A 15,174-nucleotide genomic window follows, 5' to 3' on the forward strand; every position below is an offset into this window, starting at 1 on the left:
GTCTTACGCCCACAGTGCCGTCCGCGCCGTCAGGGGAAACAACCAGGATGTTCTTTTATGCGATCTCAACATTTTTTTGCTCTTAGTCCTAGAGAGTGCACGCCTGCGTGGCGCACTGTGGAAAACCCCGTGAAACAGCCCAGCCGACACAGGACGGAAGCGGGGCCGTGACGGCGACGCTGAATCATATCACCATGATAACAAGACTTCCACACATTACATTTTCTGCATCGGCGGCGGGAGACCGGCGCCGTAAAATTATATTTGAAGCAACCCGGAGTGTCTATACCGCACCGCAACATTTTTACGCGCCGACGGGGATTATCGCTGCCGCGCCTCGATCTCTTCCCACTTCTCCAGCGCGGCCAGCAGTTCGCCCTCGATCTGCTCGACGCGGGTGTTGACCCGCTTGGCCTCGGCCGCGTTTTTCTTGTAGAAATCCGGGTCCGACAGCTGCAGCGCCAGCGCGCTCTGCTCGTCCTCGAGCGCGGCGATCAGCTTGGGCAGCTCGTCGAGCTCGCGCTGCTCCTTGAAGCTGAGCTTTTTGGCCTTGGCGGCCGGCGCCGCCATCGTCGAGACCGGCTCGGCCGGCTTCGCGCCCGCCGCCGGCTTGGCCTTGGGCGTGGCCACCACGGTGTCGCGCACCCGCTCCCAGTCGCTGTAGCCGCCGACGAACTCGCGCCACTGGCCCTGCCCCTCGGCGACGATGACCTGGGTGACGACGTTGTCGAGGAAGGTGCGGTCATGGCTGACCAGGAACACGGTGCCCGTGTATTCCTCGAGCAACTCTTCCAGCAGTTCGAGGGTGTCGATGTCGAGGTCGTTGGTCGGTTCGTCGAGCACCAGGCAGTTGGCCGGCTTGGCGAACAGGCGCGCCAGCAGCAGGCGGTTGCGCTCGCCGCCGGACAGCGACTTGACGGGCGAGCGCGAGCGTTCCGGCGAGAACAGGAAGTCGTTCAGGTAGCTCATCGAGTGCTTGCGCTGGCCGTTGACCTCGACCCAGTCGCTGCCCGGCGAGATGGTTTCGATCAGGCTGGCCTCCTCGTTGAGCTGGGTGCGCATCTGGTCGAAATACGCCACCTGCAGCTTGGTGCCCAGGCGCGCGCTGCCGCCGTCCGGCGCCAGCTCGCCCAGGATCATCTTGAGCATGGTGGTCTTGCCGGCGCCGTTGGCGCCGATCAGGCCGACCTTGTCGCCGCGCAGGATGGTGCCGGTGAAGTTGTCAACGATGACGCGCTCGCCGAAGCGCTTGCTGACGTTTTCCAGCTCGGCGACGATCTTGCCCGAGCGCTCGCTCGAACCGACCTCCAGCTTGACCTGGCCCTGCTGCTCGCGGCGCGCCGAGCGCTGCAGGCGCAGCGCCTCGAGGCGGCGCACGCGGCCCTCGTCGCGCACGCGGCGCGCCTTGACGCCCTTGCGTATCCACACCTCCTCCTGCGCCAGGAACTTGTCGAACTTGGCGTTTTCGACTTCCTCGTTCTCCAGCTGCTCGGCCTTGCGGCTTTGGTAGGTGGTGAAGTTGCCCGGGTAGGACAGCAGGCGGCCGCGGTCCAATTCGATGATGCGGGTGGCGACGTTGTCGAGGAAGGAGCGGTCGTGGGTGATGAACAGCACGCTGCCCTTGAAGTCGCGCAGCAGGCCTTCGAGCCACAGGATGGAGCTGAAATCGAGGTGGTTGGTCGGTTCGTCGAGCAGCAGCACGTCCGGCGCCGACACCAGCGCGCGCGCCAGCGCGACGCGCTTCTGCATGCCGCCGGAGAGTGTCTTCATCAGCATGTCGCCGGTCAGGTTCAGCTTGTCGAGCACGGTTTCGACCTTGTTCGACAGGTTCCAGGCGTCGCCGGCGTCGAGCTTGACCTGGATGTCGTGCATGCGTTCCATGACGGCGTCGTCGTTGCCCTGGCCGAACTGGCCGGTCAGCGCGTCGTATTCCTTCAGCAGCGCCGGCAGCTCGCCCATGCCGGCGGCGACGGCGTCATGCACGTTCATCTCCGGATCGAACACCGGCTCCTGCTCGACATAGGCGATCTGCAAGTTTTGCTGCATCACCAGCAAGCCGTCGTCGAGCTTGAAGCGGCCCGAGATCACCTTCAGCAGCGACGACTTGCCGGTGCCGTTGCGGCCGATCAGGCCGACGCGCTCGCCGGCCTCCAATGAAAATTCCGCGTGATCGAGCAGCGCGACGTGTCCGAACGCGAGTTGCGCCGAAGAAAGAGAGATGACAGCCATAGTGAGTAGAGTGTGTTGGCGACGCGCCGCGGGCGGGCCCGACGTCATTAGATGGAAGAAACGTGCATTGTACCGACAGTGGGCGTGAAGGTGCCATATTCCTTTGCCAAGCCGGATTCGCGGCGAAGCAACACAAAATTGCAAACCGAACATAATAAATGTAATATCGCAACTTCCGGACATGCCGCCCGCCAACCGTACCGACGCCGGCCGGTCAGCCGCCACCCAGCATCCACGCCAACCCGCCAATGTCTAAACAAAGTATAACTTCGCTACAAGCGCTACGCGGATTGGCTGCGCTGGCCGTGGTCTTCCACCACGTGCTGCGCGCGGTCACGATCAACCGGCCCGCCGACCTCCATCTGCCGGCCTCCCCGCTGTTATCGCACCCCATCCTGGTCGACCTCGGAGCGATGGGTGTCGACCTTTTCTTCGTACTCAGCGGCTTCCTGATGATTTACATCTCACGCCCGTACCAGCAGGGACACAAGTCGACCGCGGATTTCGTCGCGAACCGGCTGATCAGAGTATGGCCGCTGTACGCGGTGGTGACCGTCCTCCTGCTGTGCCAAGCCTACTACAACACCCGCGCCGGCGGCTCGGGCTTCGATCTGACCCCGATGCGGCTGCTGTCGCTATTTTTCGTCCCCTCCTTCAACGAGGCCGGCGTGCTGCAACCCATTCTGGGAGTAGGCTGGACGCTGAACTACGAGGTGTTTTTTTACCTGGTGTTCGCCGCAGCCATCTTGATAGAAAGAAAACACATCCTTGCCGTGGCGGTCGTCCTGGTCGGCGGCAGCTACGCCATCGGCGCACTGTTGCCGCACGGCTCGGTGCTGCGCGCCTTCCTGTTCAATAGCGTGATCTTGGAATTTTTGCTGGGGGCGACGGTCGCGAGCGCCTATATGAGAGGCGCACTGGTGGCAAAACATGCCTACGCCTGCCTGGCGGCGGGGCTTGTCGTACTGGCGATATTCGCCCCGGTGCCGGCGGACGAAGGCTTCCGGCTGCTTACGCGGGGCGTGCCGGCCGCACTGCTATTCGCTTTTGTGCTGCTATCGGAAAGCAAAATTCGCTGGCCGCGCGCCATCATCCTGCTGGGCGACGCGTCCTATTCGATCTATCTGGTGCATGTCACTGTTCTCTACACCGTCGCGCCCCGGGCGATGGGCAAACTCACCCGGCTAGGCTATCCGTCGGTGGCCGCCGAAGGGGGCGCGATCGCTGCGATGATCGCGTGCGTGGCGGTCGGATTGCTGTGCCATTTCCTGCTCGAAAAACCGCTGACCCGCTGCGCCAAGCATATCTATCTGCTGGCGCGCGGTCCGGCACCGACCGCTTCCGCCTGACGCGGCGGCGGCGCCGCCCTGCGATCTAGCGGTACTTGAAGCACAACCGCAGAAACACCAGGATATCCCAGGTATATCGGCGCAGCAGGCGGCGCGGCTCCAGGCTCAGACGGTACAACCACTCCAGCCGCAGACGCTGGAACAGCCGCGGGGCGCGCGGCTTGTCGCCGGCCCAGAAGTCGAACAGCGCGCCGACCCCCATCAAAATATTGGCCTGCAGCGCGGCGCGATGCTCGACGATCCAGCGCTCCTGGATCGGATTGCCCATCGCCACCAGCACCACCTGCGCGCCGCTGGCGTTGACGCGCTCGACCAGCCCGCCCTGGCGCATGCCGTCATAGCCGTCGCAGACGCCGACCACTGGCTGGCCCAACACCGTGCGCACGTACTCGGCCGCGCGCGCCAGCACCTCCGGCTTGCCGCCGATCATGAACACCTTCAATGGCGACGGACTCTGACGCAACAGGAACGGCGTGAAGTCGGTGCCGTTCAGATTCTCCCTGAACTTCCTGCCGTGCAGTAATTTCGCCGCGATATCCAATCCGACCCCGTCGTTCACCAGCAGTAACGCCGGGTCCGCCGTGTGCGCGAGCAGGAAGCGCCCCTTGACCACCAGGTTGGTGTTTGCAAAAAACAACATAACTTGTTGTTTTGTCTCAACAGCGTCCAACAAGCGGCGCGCCAATTGCTGCTGCGTGGTGCTCTCTATCGGAAACTGGGAGATGGTGATGATGTCTTTTTGGTCCATGATGGCGTGGGAGCTGGGGCCGACTCGGCCAACCCCGGCACTGTAGCGTGGCGTTACCTGTTTGCCAAGGGTATTCTGCGCCACGGCTGCCGCCATCGCCTGCACGGGCGGCCCGGCTTCGGCTATAATGCGCTCGCTTCTAGCGTCCTCCCCGTAGCACAATGGATAGTGCACATGCCTCCTAAGCGTGGGATACTGGTTCGATTCCAGTCGGGGGGACCAGCACCCCGCCGCAAGCGAGGCTTGCGACGGCATCGCCCGCCTTCATCATGGAGCGCGGGTTTTTTCTTGTCCGCGGCGTTAACGAAGCAGTCAAGGCGATAAGGACGGCGCACGGTTGCCCGGCCTGAGCCAGGCGAGCAGCTTGCGCAGATCCGCTTCCGAGCCTAACAAGAAGGCCCTGGACAGCGTAAAGCGCTTAAACACCAGGTAGAGAAGGTAGGAAACGGCAATGGCAAGAACGATGCCGTAGACCCGATTCGCGGAACCGAGGTCGGCCCGCCGAAGCAGAATTGTTTGATGCACAAACATGATCACCATGGACGCCTGCCCCAGGGCGACCAGCCCGTCGGCGGCGAGCGGAACCCGCGCCAGCTGCTTGGCGACCGCGATGAGCGCGATCGTGATGCCCAGGGCGCTCACCATCGTCACACCGGGTATCCCGTACACCGTCACTTTTATATCGTAAAAATTGGCCAATCCGGCCTTGAGCGAGACGACCGCGAGGCCGCCGATGAAACAGGCCAGCGGGGTGATCCAGCGCGCTTTCTCGTGCCGCTTAAACACATATCCGGCATAGAACAGGGGGAGCGCGGCCAGCACGGCGTTGGCGGCCAGGGGCGCCTGCGCGGCGCGATACCACCATGAGTTGACGAAGCCTAACGCGGTGGCCAGGGCGATCACCGGGAGCAGCATCCCTTGCCTGAACCGGACCACAAGAAAATTAAATATCTGCTGCGTCAGAAACAGGCAAGTGACGAACCAGAAAACGGCGGCCACGCCTTCGAGCCTGTGCCCGCCCAGCACCGCATTCTTGATGAGCAGTTTCGCTTCGTACATGACGAAATTTTGGGTGGCGATGAAACGGTAGATTTCCGGCACGATCACGAGCAGCAACAGGAATGCCGCGTACGGCACCAGCAGGTGGAACGTTTTTTTCCGGAAGTACTCCGCCAGATCCGGGCTGGGCTTGTACAGGTATCCGCTCAAGAAGAAAAACAGCGGCATGTGGAACAGATAGATGAAGGGCAGGATCAAACCGTTTTCCCACGTGTACGCGTGCCCCGCGACGACCGCGATGATGCCGATCCCCTTCAGGACGTCTATCCATTTTTTAGGCACTGCGGGTGGGCTGGAAATAATCACGTCATTCACTCAACATTAATCAAACGCAATTTTAAGCCATGCCGGGCTGCGCACGATTGGATGGGCGCTGGCTAAAAAGCCAGTCGGCCTCCGGGTCGGGCGCATCGGTCCGACGGCGCCGGCGCGGCGCCCGCGCGTGCGCGACACCGCTCGATGTATCATCTACAATAGGCGGCTCGGCCTGCGTTGCACCGACAATGACCACTGCAATACCGCCTGGCTGACGCTGCGGGACGCGAGCTCTCCTCGCTCCCGCGCCGAGCCTGCCGCAGTGGCAAGTCCGGCGCCGCAAGCGGGGTGCCGGCCGCCGAAAAGATTTCCAAAACGCAATTATTACACCATGGCATGTCGTCGCCGGTCGCTCGCGGCCGGCCCGCAAGCGCCTATTTCATCGCGAAAGTTGCTGTTTGATTTTCCTTTGATAACCTTTTTGTGCAGCGCAGCGTTATACTAGCGGCATTAGGATAAAGCTAACGCGGCGTCGTCGCCCGCAACGCTATATCTGTTGCCCCCGTTCATTTTGAAGGATTGCCAGCAATGACATTCGAACAAAAAAATTTGTCAGATATTTCCGTCGCCATTTTAGTACCCTGCTACAACGAAGCGACCACCGTGGCCAAAGTGGTTGCCGACTTCAAACTGGCAATGCCGCACGCCACCGTTTACGTTTACGACAACAATTCAAAAGATGACACCAGCGCCATCGCGCTGGCCGCCGGCGCGGTCGTCATGCACGAGCCGCTGCAAGGCAAGGGCAACGTGGTCCGCCGCATGTTCTCCGACATCACCGCCGACGTCTATGTGATGGTCGATGGCGACGACACCTACGACGCCTCGGTGGCGCCGGCGATGGTGCGCCGCCTGGTCGAGGGGCAGCTCGATTGCATCAACGCGGTGCGCCACTCGACCGCCATCGAGGCATATCGCCAGGGCCACGAATTCGGCAACTGGATGCTCACCACCATCGTCGCCAAGCTGTTCGGCCGCGCCACGCGCGACATGCTGACCGGCTACCGCGTGTTCTCGCACAAATTCGTCAAGTCCTTCCCGGTCGTGTCCAAGGGCTTCGAGATCGAAACCGAGCTGACCGTGCACACCCTGGAACTGCGCATGCGCAGCGAAGACTTCGACACCAACTACGGCGCCCGCCCGGAAGGCTCGGTCAGCAAGCTGAGCACCTATAAGGACGGCTTCAAGATCCTGTGGATGATCTTCAAACTGATCAAGCTGGAACGCCCGGCGCTGTTCTTCAACAGCTTCGGCGCCGTGGCCGTGCTGCTGGCGCTGGCGTTGTTCCTGCCGGTGCTGAGCGACTATCTGCACACCGGCCTGGTGCCGCGCCTGCCGACGGCGATCCTGGCGGCCTTCATCGTCTCGCTCGGCGTGCTGAGCGCCGTGTGCGGGCTCATCCTGAGCTCGGTCACCCAGGGACGGCGCGAGGTCAAGCAGCTGTCCTTCCTGGCGACGCCGCGCTACTTCACCCGACCGAAGTAAGCCCATGCGCCTCGACACCGCCTTCCTCATCAAGTTTCTCCAGTTCGCCTGCATCGGCGGCGTCGTCTTCCTGTTCGACGCTTCCTGCTTCTGGCTGCTGATCAAGCTGACCGGCTGGCCGTCATTGGCGCGCGTCATCAGCGTGGCGCTGGCCATCACGCTGTCGTGGGCGCTGAACCGGGCGCTGACCTTCCGCCGCCAGGCCGGCCGCGCCGACTGGCGCGAGCTGCTCAAGTTCGCCGCGTCGCAGCTGCCGGGCGCCTGCATCAACGCCGGCGCCTCGCTGCTGGCGTTCCACTCGCTGCCGTTCACGCAGAACAACGCCTGGCTGTCGACCGCCGTTGGCAGCATTGCCGGCCTGTTCGCCAACTTCATCATGGCAAATTTCTTTGTTTTCAACAAAAAGAACATGACGCGCTAAGACGATGAAATCACTGAACCCCTACAAGCTGCTGACGTTCCTGGTCCTGCCATTTCTGCTGAGCTGGCCCGCCTGGTTCAACGGCCAGCCGTTCCTGTTCCAGGACACCACCGCCTACATCAAGGGCGCCGCCAGCGCCGCCAATTTGCTGGTGGAAACCAAAACCGCGCGCAACTGGCTGACGGCCGGCATGCCGCCGCCCGGCGCCGCCCACCCGGCCTCGGCCCAGGCCGGCGCCGCGCCCGCCGCCGCGCCGGTCCCGGCGCCGTCGGCGCAACTGAGCAGCTCGCCCGATAAAAGCGGCGTGATCTCGGGCCGTTCGATCTACTACGGCATGTTCATGTTCGTCACCGCCTGCCTGCTGGGCTTGCAAGGCGTGCCGCTGCTGCAGGCGCTGCTGTCGACCGCGATGATCACCACCTTCCTGCGCCAGCGCTACACCATCGATTACCGCACCATCGCCGCCGCGCTGCTGTTGCTGGCCGTGGCCAGCCCGCTGCCGTTCTTCAACAGCATGCTGATGCCGGACGTGTTCGCCGGACTCGGCATCGCCGGCGTGGTCGCCCTGATCATGATGCCGCGCGCCCCCGGCGGCGTGCGCCTGTTCTGGGCGCTGCTCACCGTGGCCGCCGTGCTGTTCCACACCGCCAATATCATGATCATCCTCGCCACCATCATTACGCTGGTCGTGTTGTGGTTCGTGCTCAACCGCCAAGAACCGCTGCGCTGGACGGCGGTGGCGCTGGCGGTGGCGCTGGTCGGCGCCGGCCTGGCCGGCGAGGCCGCGTTCAACTTCGGCGTGCGCCACTTCACCCACACCACGCCGATCCGGCCGCCGTTCATGAGCGCGCGCCTGCTGGCGGACGGTCCCGGCAACACCTTTGTCCACAGCCAGTGCCCGCGGGCCGGCTTCGAGGTCTGCGACTACGCCAGGGACTTCACGCGCGCGACCTCGGACGACTTCCTGTGGAGCGCGGACCCGCGCATCGGCGTCTTCACCTTGGCCTCGAAAGCCTCGCGCACCCGCCTCGGCCAAGAGGATTTCGCCTTCGCCAAGGCCGTCTTCGCCGAGTATCCGCTGCAGGTGATCGAAAACTCGGCGCGCAACATCGCCGCCCAGCTGGGGTATATCGGCCTGGAGGAATTTGTCTACGTGCCGGGCATGGTGCAAAACTTCGAACCGAAGATCCCGGCCGACGAGCAGGCGGTGCTGGAGAGCACGCGCGCGGCCAAGGGCAAGTTCAACGTCGCCTATTCCGCGCTGCTGATCCAGGTCACCAGCGTGGCGGCGTTGCTGGTGTGCCTGGCGGCGGTGGTGGTGTTGTTCAGGCGGCGGCGCTACGCCGAGCTGACGCTGATCGCGATCATGCTGCTGAGCATGGTCATCAACGCCGGCGTCTGCGGCGCGCTGTCGACGCCGCACGATCGCTACCAGGGCCGCATCATCTGGATCCTGCAACTGATGGCGATCGTCATCGTGGCGGTGCGCTACAACCGGGTCGCGCTGCCGGCCGAAACGGCCGACCGCGCGCAGGAAACGCCCGCGCAACCGCTGTCGGCCGCCGCGGGTTGACACGCCGGCCGGGCGGGCGATTCAAGTCCGCCTCGGCAAGGCCGCGCTCAACCGGTCGGTGACCGACTTCACGAACGCCAGCGCCGCCCTCTTCCGGTTCAGCACTTTCTCCTCCACATACGTCCACGACAGATAACCCACGCAGCACGACAGCGCCAGCGAGATGGCGAAATTCTCGTGCCACGCACGGTGCTCGGGCAGCAGCTGGTACACCGCCTGCTGGATCGCATAACTGTACAGATAAATGCCGTAAGAAATATCGCCGGCGCGCAGCACGAACGTCTTCCTGAAGTCGATCAAGCCGATATACACGGTGATGTAGGCGATCGCCGCCGAGGCGAAATATTCGCCCTCGCGCCACTGCAACGCCACCCACGCCGCGCCGATGCAGGCGACGAAGGTTAGCGTGCTGTGCTTGATCTTTTCCCGCATCGTGTACAGCGCCACGCCCCACAGGAACGACCACAGCGCGCAACGACCGGACGGCTTGAAGTTGAACTCGCCAAGATCCTTGGTAAAGCTGCGCACGGTCACCGCCACCGTCAGCAAGGCCAGCAACACCACAAAGGTGCGCGGACGCCGGTGCAGGGTCACCACATACAGGATCGAGATGGCGATATAGCATTCGAGCTCGTACGGAATGGTCCACAGCTGGCCATTGACCATGTTGGTATTGTTATCGGCAAACACGCCGGGCAAGGTGTACTGGATGATCCCGAGGATATTCAGGAAGTACTTGTGCAGCATCGGGCTGGCGAAGTACTCGTTGAGCGGCAGCGTGGTCAGCGCGGCGCCGATGAGCAGCGCCGAGATCACCACCTCGACGCACAGCGCCGGGAAGATGCGCAGGGCGCGCAATGTCAGAAAACTCGGCAAATGGCTCGTACGGAACAGGCTGCCCGCCACCAAAAATCCGCTCAGCGCGAAAAACGCCGGCACGAACGTCAGGATCAGCGGCCGCATGGGCAGGAAATATTGCTTCTCGACGGCGGCCCCGTAACAAATCGACACCGAGTGCCAGGCGACGATGAACACGGCGAGCAGGATGCGCAGATAGTCGAAACCGGTGGGACGATGCCCCGACAAAGCGGACGTTTGTTGCAGCGTTAGCATAAATCCCCCACGAATTAGAAGTGTTTTAAAGACAGGTAAAAATTTAGCATTCGGACATCTTACCTGCTTTTGCGGGCTATTTTGCGGCGCAACAAAAAATAAGCGCCTGGCGCCGATGACGCGCCGCAAGCACCTTTAATACAGCGAAACACTAAATTCCGCATCGCACCATTTCTCTTATAAAACAATCTTTTCAGGAACTATTGATAGCTTTGGGGCACTGTAAAATATTCTCAAAAGAAATTTTACAAAGGAAATTTAATGCCCTATAATAAGTTTCATAAAAGCATAAATTGCTCACGGTCAGTTACAGCCTTCATCAATTTCGAGGACTGTACATGAGATTTAGCCTTACCCAACTGCGCGCCCTGCTCGCGTCAACCTGCATCGCCGGCGCCGTCATGGCGTCGATTCCATTCACCGCGCAGGCGCAAACCGCCTACGATGCCGCCACCGGATGGGGCACCTACAAGCGGCCGTTCTCCGCCGATTCGCCGTGGAACGCCCGTCCGATCCGTCCGCAACTCGGCACTTTCGAGCTGCGCAAGCCGGTCTTCAATCCGTCCTGGCTGCCGGCCGTCGACGACGGCGCCTATTCGCTCACGGTGTTCAAGGCCTCGGCCACGGACACGCCGATGACGGTCTATAACGTGGCCGACCCGGACTCGGCCAGCTACTCGCGCAACGTCACGCTGCCGCATTGGCCGGTCGGAGTGACCGGGGCCAGCGGCAGCGACGGCCACGCCGACATTGTCGATACGCAAACGGGCATCGTCCACTCGTTCTTCCAGCTGCGCTGGGTGGGCGGCAGGTGGACCGCCACCATGTACTCGTGGACGCGGATCGACGGCCGCGGCTGGGGCGACGCGGTGCACTGGACCCAGGGCGTGCGCTCGTCGGGCGTGCCGCCCACGGGCGGCTTGATCCGGCGCCACGAGATCGACGACGGCGCCGATTACTACCAGCACGCGCTGGCCATGGCGTTGCCCAGCCAGTCGCTGGCCAACGGCGTGACCTACCCGAGCTACGTGTTCCCGGCCACCACGGCCGACGCCACGGCGCACCTGAACACCGGCCAGATCCCGCTGGGAACGCGCATGATGTTGCCGGCCTCGTTCGACCACAAATCGATCACCAGCCCGGCGCTGCGCAAGGTCGCCAACACGCTCAAGGTTTTCGGCGCCATGGTGGTCGACCGCACCTATGATGTCGCGTTCGGGATCTATGTCGAGAACGGCGCCAACTACACGCTCATGCCCAACGGCTGGGACACCCGCGTGGTGGCCGACCTCGAGCGCATCCGCGCGGCGCTGCGCCCGGTGCTGTGGGGCGAGAAATGGGTCGACGGCGACGGCAACTCGTTTGAAGACCCGCAAAAGCTGGGCGTGTTGTCGATGCGCGGCGACTGGCAGAAAATCGGCGGCGGCGGCAACGGACCGGGCAGCTTCGACACCTGGCAGCAGGCGCTGGTCTTCCCGTACACCGAGAAGAAGCTTAGCCAGGTCAACTACAGCACGGCCGCGAGCCACGTCAGCTGGAGCGCGCTCAAGCGGGGCGACAAGATGCGCTTCACGTCGGTCGCCAGCGGCGGCGCCACCGTCCGTCTGCAGGTGCGGGTCGGCACCGCGCTGTACTACGACAGCGGCTTCCTGGGCAACGGCTCGTCGACCACGTTCACCTGGCCCGACGCGGCGCTGGGCAAGATCTCGGTGGCGGTGCTGGCCGACAGCGGTGTCTGGACCGCGTCGAAAGTAAACGGCGTCCTCATCAAAAACTAAAACGCAACCCGGGCGGCGCGGGGGCCGTGCCGCCCACGCCGCCGCTAGGGCACGATCGCCGTGACCTCGATCTCGACGCGGGCGCGGTCCTCGACCAGGCCCGCCACCTGTACCGCCGTCATCGCCGGGTAGTGCGCGCCGATGACGTCGCGGTACGCCGCCCCCACCGCCTTGTAGGCGGCGACATACTCCTTGCGGTCGATCACGTACCACGTCATGCGCACGATGTGCTCGGGCCGCGCGTGCGCCTCGGCCAGCACGGCGACGATGTTCTCCAGGGCCTGGCGCACCTGTCCGGCGAAATCGTCGGTGTGGAACACGCCCTGCCCGTCCCACCCGATCATGCCGCTGACGCACACCATGCGGCCGCTGGCGGCCACTCCGTTCGAATAGCCGCGCGGCTTGGCCCACTGCGGCGGTTGAAGTATCTCCATCATGCGTCCTTGTCCGCCTGCGCGCGCAGCAGCTCGCGCGCGATGATCAATTGCTGCACCTCGGTGGCGCCCTCGTAGATGCGCAGCGCGCGGACCTCGCGGTACAGCCGTTCGACCGGCTGCCCGCTGACCACGCCCAGGCCGCCGAACATCTGCAGCGCGGCGTCGATCACCTGTTGCGCCGTCTCGGTGGCGGCCATCTTGGCCATCGCCGCCTCTTTGGTGATGCGCTGGTTGCCCGCGCCCTGGTCGCGCTGCCACGCGGCGCGGTAGGTCAGCAAGGCGGCGGCGTCGACGCCGGTCGCCATCTGCGCCAGCTTGGCCTGCGTCAACTGGAACTCCGACAGCATCTGGCCGAACATCGGCCGCCGCGTGGCGTGGGCCAGCGCCTCGTCCAGCGCGCGCCGCGCGAAGCCCAGTGCGGCGGCGGCGACCGAGGTGCGGAACACGTCGAGCGTGGCCATCGCCACCTTGAAGCCCTGCCCCGCCGCGCCGATGCGGTTGGCGGCCGGGATGCGGCAGCCGTCGAACACCAGCCGCGCCAGCGGATGCGGCGCGATCACCTGGATGCGCTCGGCGATCGCGAAGCCGGGCGTGCCGGCATCGACGATGAAGGCGCTGATGCCGCGCGCGCCCGGCTGCTCGCCGGTGCGGGCGAACACCACGTAGAAGTCGGCGATGCCGCCGTTGGAGATCCAGGTTTTTTCGCCGTCGAGCACATAGTCGCCGCCGTCGCGCATGGCGGCGCACTGCATCGCGGCGACGTCGGAGCCGGCCTGCGGTTCGGACAGCGCGAAGGCGGCGATGGCCTCGCCGCGCGCCACGCGCGGCAGGTAGGCCTGGCGCTGCGCGGCGTCGCCGTGCAGGCTGATGGCGCCGGCGCCCAGCCCCTGCATGGCGAAGGCGAAATCGGCCAGGCCGTCGTGGCGCGCCAGCGTCTCGCGGATCAGGCAGATGGCGCGGGTGTCGATGACGTCGGCCTCGCCGCCGTGCGCGGTGCCGGCGACCGCGTGGCGCAGCCAGCCGCCCTCGCCCAGCTGGCGCACCAGCCGGCGGCAGGCGGCATCGACGTCGGCCTCGGCCTCGGCCTCGGCCTCGTGCTGCTGGCCGATGTGGCGCGCGGCCCATTCGTCCAGCCGCCGCTCCAGCGCCGCGTGGCGCGTCTCGAAGAACGGCCACTCCAGATAGGTTTTGTCGCCCATGCCTTTAATCGCCTTCGAATTCGGGTTTTTGCTTTGCCACGAAGGCGTGGTAGGCGCGGTGGAAGTCGTTGGTCGCCATGCAGATGGCCTGCGCCTGCGCCTCCGCCTCGATGGCCTGGGCGACGCCCATGTTCCACTCCTGTCGCAGCATGGTCTTGGTCATGCCGTGCGCGAAGGTCGGGCCGTCGGCCAACCCTTGCGCGAAGGCGCGGGCCGCCTCCGCCAGCTCTTGCGGCGCGCGCAGGCTGTTGAAAAATCCCCAGCGCTCCGCCTCCGCGCCGGACATCGAACGGCCGGTGTACAACAGTTCGGCGGCGCGCCCCTGGCCGATCACGCGCGGCAGCAGCGCGCAGGCGCCCATGTCGCAGCCGGCCAGGCCCACGCGGGTGAACAGGAAGGCGGTCTTGCTGCGCTCCGTGCCGATGCGGATGTCCGACGCCAGCGCCAGCATCGCGCCGGCGCCGGCGCAAATGCCGTCGATCGCCGCCACGATCGGCTGCGGACAGGCCAGCATGGCTTTCACCAGGTCGCCGGTCATGCGGGTGAAGGCCAGCAGGCCCGGCATATCGAGTCTGGTCAGCGGGCCGATGATGTCGTGCACGTCGCCGCCGGAGCAGAAGTTGTCGCCGGCGCCGGTGATCACCACGGCCTTGATGTCGTCCGCCCGCGCCAGCGCGTGGAACAGGTCGCGCAGCTCGGCGTAGGAGTCGAAGGTCAGCGGATTTTTGCGGTCCGGGCGGTTCAGCGTCAGCGTGGCCACGCCGACGTCGGACTCGAACAAAAAATGACTGGCGCGGTAGCCGGCCAGGGTGGCGCGGTTGCCGGGCAGCTGGTGGGCTTCGCCTTGAAGATATCGCATAGGGTTTCCTTATTCTTGTCCTTATTTTTCGTCGGTGTTGCGATCGGCCGACCGATCGGCTGCATACAGATGCCGCTTCATCTGCGACAGCAACTCGATCAGCTGGCCCTTGTCGGCGCCGGACATGTCCTGCAGCAGTTCGGCGATCCAGCCCTCGTGCACCTCGGCCATCTCGGTGAAGGCGCGGCGCCCCTCCGCCGTCAGCTTGACGCTGTAGGCGCGGCCGTCCTTGGGATCGGGCACGCGCACCACCAGCTTTTCCTGCTCCAGCTGGTCGGTGATGCCGGTGATGTTCCCGCCGGTGACCATCATCCGCTTCGACAGCTCGCCCATGCGCAGCCCCTGCGGATAGCGCTCCAGCTGCGCCATCAGGTCGAAGCGCGGCAAGGTGATGCCGAAGGTCGCGCGCAGCCGGGTGCGGATTTCGGTCTCGATCTTGACGGTGCACGACAGCATCCGCAGCCACAGTTTGAGCGACTGGTGGTGGTCGCGCGTCAGGCGGCTGGCCAGGTCGAGCACCGGCTCCCCGCCCGCCGTTGCTTCGTCAAGCGACGCATCGTCGTCCGGCCTTTCTCGATCGTTGTCTGATGGGGGCATGGCGTCCTTGTA

Annotated in this window: 13 protein-coding genes and 1 tRNA gene; 6 read left to right on the forward strand and 8 right to left on the reverse strand. The window is 64.4% G+C overall.

The window, feature by feature from the left end:
* Positions 1-321 precede the first annotated feature (321 nt).
* Positions 322-2,229 (reverse strand): ATP-binding cassette domain-containing protein, encoded by a 1,908-nt coding sequence (locus tag BMX85_RS07560; RefSeq protein ID WP_090315455.1) that lies wholly within the window; start codon positions 2,227-2,229, stop codon positions 322-324.
* Positions 2,230-2,477: 248 nt separating this feature from the next.
* Between BMX85_RS07560 and BMX85_RS07565 the strand changes: the two genes are divergently transcribed.
* A complete protein-coding gene (locus BMX85_RS07565; protein ID WP_090315457.1) occupies positions 2,478-3,578 on the forward strand; it encodes an acyltransferase family protein in 1,101 nt (366 codons plus the stop codon).
* 25 nt (positions 3,579-3,603) lie between these two features.
* Here BMX85_RS07565 and BMX85_RS07570 read toward each other — a convergent pair whose 3' ends face one another.
* Positions 3,604-4,218: a WecB/TagA/CpsF family glycosyltransferase gene (locus BMX85_RS07570; RefSeq protein WP_229210340.1), complete on the reverse strand. Its 615-nt coding sequence runs from the start codon at positions 4,216-4,218 to the stop codon at positions 3,604-3,606.
* 255 nt (positions 4,219-4,473) lie between these two features.
* On the opposite strand from BMX85_RS07570, the gene BMX85_RS07575 reads away from it, so the two are divergent.
* Positions 4,474-4,548, forward strand: a tRNA-Arg gene (locus BMX85_RS07575).
* Positions 4,549-4,638: 90 nt separating this feature from the next.
* On the opposite strand, the gene BMX85_RS07580 is transcribed toward BMX85_RS07575, so the two are convergent.
* Complete coding sequence (locus BMX85_RS07580) at positions 4,639-5,691, reverse strand: acyltransferase family protein (protein WP_177196689.1); 1,053 nt, start codon at positions 5,689-5,691, stop codon at positions 4,639-4,641.
* A gap of 558 nt (positions 5,692-6,249) precedes the next feature.
* Between BMX85_RS07580 and BMX85_RS07585 the strand changes: the two genes are divergently transcribed.
* The 3 genes from BMX85_RS07585 to BMX85_RS07595 are packed head-to-tail and all read left to right on the forward strand — an operon-like array spanning position 6,250 to position 9,179.
* Positions 6,250-7,185, forward strand: coding sequence for a glycosyltransferase family 2 protein (locus BMX85_RS07585; protein ID WP_307172927.1), 936 nt, complete (start codon positions 6,250-6,252; stop codon positions 7,183-7,185).
* Positions 7,186-7,189: 4 nt separating this feature from the next.
* Complete coding sequence (locus BMX85_RS07590; protein ID WP_090315463.1) at positions 7,190-7,606, forward strand: GtrA family protein; 417 nt, start codon at positions 7,190-7,192, stop codon at positions 7,604-7,606.
* Positions 7,607-7,610: 4 nt separating this feature from the next.
* Positions 7,611-9,179 (forward strand): hypothetical protein, encoded by a 1,569-nt coding sequence (locus BMX85_RS07595; RefSeq protein WP_090315465.1) that lies wholly within the window; start codon positions 7,611-7,613, stop codon positions 9,177-9,179.
* A 21-nt stretch (positions 9,180-9,200) separates the two neighbouring features.
* On the opposite strand, the gene BMX85_RS07600 is transcribed toward BMX85_RS07595, so the two are convergent.
* A complete protein-coding gene (locus BMX85_RS07600; protein ID WP_090315467.1) occupies positions 9,201-10,292 on the reverse strand; it encodes an acyltransferase family protein in 1,092 nt (363 codons plus the stop codon).
* A 338-nt stretch (positions 10,293-10,630) separates the two neighbouring features.
* Between BMX85_RS07600 and BMX85_RS07605 the strand changes: the two genes are divergently transcribed.
* The gene (locus BMX85_RS07605) at positions 10,631-12,070 is read left to right on the forward strand and encodes a hypothetical protein (RefSeq protein ID WP_090315469.1); all 1,440 of its coding nucleotides are present in this window, start codon (positions 10,631-10,633) and stop codon (positions 12,068-12,070) included.
* Positions 12,071-12,114: 44 nt separating this feature from the next.
* Here BMX85_RS07605 and BMX85_RS07610 read toward each other — a convergent pair whose 3' ends face one another.
* Genes BMX85_RS07610 through BMX85_RS07625 form a run of 4 tightly spaced genes read right to left on the reverse strand, consistent with a single transcriptional unit; the run spans position 12,115 to position 15,162 of the window.
* Entirely contained in the window at positions 12,115-12,504 is a 390-nt protein-coding gene (locus BMX85_RS07610; protein ID WP_090315470.1) for a RidA family protein, read from the reverse strand.
* On the reverse strand, positions 12,504-13,706 hold the full coding sequence (locus BMX85_RS07615) for an acyl-CoA dehydrogenase family protein (protein WP_090315471.1): 1,203 nt from the start codon (positions 13,704-13,706) through the stop codon (positions 12,504-12,506). The genes BMX85_RS07610 and BMX85_RS07615 overlap by 1 nt, the downstream gene beginning before the upstream one ends.
* Before the next feature lie 4 nt (positions 13,707-13,710).
* A complete protein-coding gene (locus BMX85_RS07620; protein WP_090315473.1) occupies positions 13,711-14,565 on the reverse strand; it encodes an enoyl-CoA hydratase family protein in 855 nt (284 codons plus the stop codon).
* A gap of 21 nt (positions 14,566-14,586) precedes the next feature.
* Entirely contained in the window at positions 14,587-15,162 is a 576-nt protein-coding gene (locus BMX85_RS07625) for a MarR family winged helix-turn-helix transcriptional regulator (RefSeq protein WP_090317542.1), read from the reverse strand.
* Between the last annotated feature and the right edge of the window lie 12 nt (positions 15,163-15,174).

Origin of the sequence: Duganella sp. CF517 (assembly GCF_900110275.1) — a bacterium.
In the GTDB taxonomy this organism is placed as follows: domain Bacteria; phylum Pseudomonadota; class Gammaproteobacteria; order Burkholderiales; family Burkholderiaceae_D; genus Rugamonas.